The sequence below is a fragment of the Streptococcus sp. oral taxon 431 genome (assembly GCF_023115445.1).
Classification (GTDB): domain Bacteria; phylum Bacillota; class Bacilli; order Lactobacillales; family Streptococcaceae; genus Streptococcus.
The window spans coordinates 1-1,397 of sequence record NZ_JALDUI010000033.1; the positions used below are offsets into that span (position 1 = coordinate 1).

Here is a 1,397-nt window from a genome sequence, read left to right on the forward strand (position 1 = left end):
TTGTCTCATCATCTGATATTCCATTCAAAAATCGAATTTAGAACAAAATAAAAAGGGATATTCTCTATCCACTTCACTAATTTTTTGATATTTAAACACGCCAAAGTAAGCCCAACCTGATCCTCCATTTTGGACTTTCCTTTCTCTCTAGTGTATCTCAAATTATGGTACTCCTTAGCCGTCCCAAAGAGTCGTTCAATTGTTTCTTTGCGCTTCTTATAGAGCTCTTTCATTTCTCTTTGGTGACGAATCTCCTCACAAAATTCAAGGGCATCTTTCCAGACATGTCTCGTTACTACTTTTTGATGATTTTGGCTTTGGGTACAAACGGATAATAAAGGACAGGCAACACATACTTTGGGATTACTCTTATACTCACGGTAGCCTTCTCGAGTGGTAGTGCTATAGCTTAATACTTGATTCTCTGGACAGACATAACAATCATCACTTGCATTATAAACAAAATTACTAGGTCTTAAATTCCCCTTTACTCCCTTTGGTCGAGTATAAGGAAAGACAGGGATGATGTTACGTTCTAATAAATAATGGGCAATAGTTGGGGTCTTGTAGCCTGAATCCGCAATAATATAGTGTGGTGAGAAAGGCTCTAACTTTGAAAATAGGGCAGGGAAAGCCTGACTATCATGAACATTTCCTGCCTCAACCGTATAAGCCAAGGCCCAACCATGCTTATCACAAGCAACTTGAGCAGAATAGGCAAATACTTCCTTGTGTTCGCCCTTATGAAACCAACCACATTCGGGATCTGTCGTTGAGATTTTCTTTTCCTTAGCCTCACTTTCTTTTGCGGGCTTTAAGGACTTTTTTTCGTGTTTTTTCCGATCTAAATCAATCTCAATTTCCAATTGTTCACTCATAAATTTAGCTTGTTGGTCTACCATTTCCTTACGGTACTTGTGACTATTAGCTGCCGCTTTGATATGGGTACCATCCACAAATATTTCAGAAGGATCAATTAAGCCAGCATACAAAGCTTGGTTGAGAACTTGAGAAAAAATCTCAGAAATGAGTTCTTTATCTTGAAAACGACGGCTGTAATTCTTTCCATAGGTAGTAAAATGAGGAACCTTATCATCTAAAGTTAGTCCAAGAAACCAACGATAGGCCACGTTTACTTCAATATCTTTCATGGTTTGGCGCATGGAACGAATGCCATAAAAACATTTAATCAAAGGAATTTTGACTAACATGACAGGATCAAGACTAGGACGACCATTATCTGGACTATAGGTATCTTCTACCAAGTCATAGATAAAGTCAAAATCAACTTTTGAATCAACTTGTCGAAGAAAGTGATCTTTTGGGACCAATTCGTCTATTGTATAGAAGCCATATTGCTTACGATTATAATCAGGTTTTTCTTTGTGAAACATAGG

General features: G+C 37.7%; 1 protein-coding gene. It reads right to left on the reverse strand.

Annotated elements, in window-relative coordinates:
• Positions 1 to 8 precede the first annotated feature (8 nt).
• Positions 9 to 1,394: an IS1182 family transposase gene (locus M1R56_RS09905; protein WP_248036033.1), complete on the reverse strand. Its 1,386-nt coding sequence runs from the start codon at positions 1,392 to 1,394 to the stop codon at positions 9 to 11.
• Positions 1,395 to 1,397: the final 3 nt, after the last annotated feature.

Bases quoted from the DNA above. Each gene is read 5' to 3' on its own strand.
- M1R56_RS09905 (WP_248036033.1), bottom strand. From the start codon at position 1,394: ATGTTTCACAAAGAAAAACCTGATTATAATCGTAAGCAATATGGCTTC.